Genomic DNA, 320 nt, shown 5'->3' on the forward strand with positions numbered 1-320 from the left:
GCGCTGGTGCCGAGGAAGTAGTCCTCGGACACGATTTCCCCATCTTTGAGCACCAGCAGCGAGGTGACCTGCCGGGCCTCAACCCACGGCGCGACAGCGGCGGGCAGGGTGGCTTTGGGGCCTTCGGGCAGCGGCGTGACCGGGCCGTCGCCGCGGTCCATCTCGATCCACAGGAACGCGGAATTCATGTTGGAGAAGTTGCCCACAATCTTTTCTTCGGTAAACAGCGAATTCACCGCCATCAGCCGCATGATCTGCTCGCGCTTCCAGATGCCCAGCACCACGGCAATAACCGCCAGAGCCAGCACCACGCGCAGCAG

1 protein-coding gene is annotated in these 320 nt (G+C 63.4%); it reads right to left on the reverse strand.

All coding sequences use genetic code 11. From position 1 onward, the window contains the following. On the reverse strand, positions 1-320 hold a 320-nt coding region (locus KWG70_RS17790; protein ID WP_230937384.1), incomplete at both ends, for a hypothetical protein.

It is taken from the genome of Psychroserpens luteolus, assembly GCF_021032705.1.
Lineage (GTDB): Bacteria > Bacteroidota > Bacteroidia > Flavobacteriales > Flavobacteriaceae > Psychroserpens > Psychroserpens luteolus.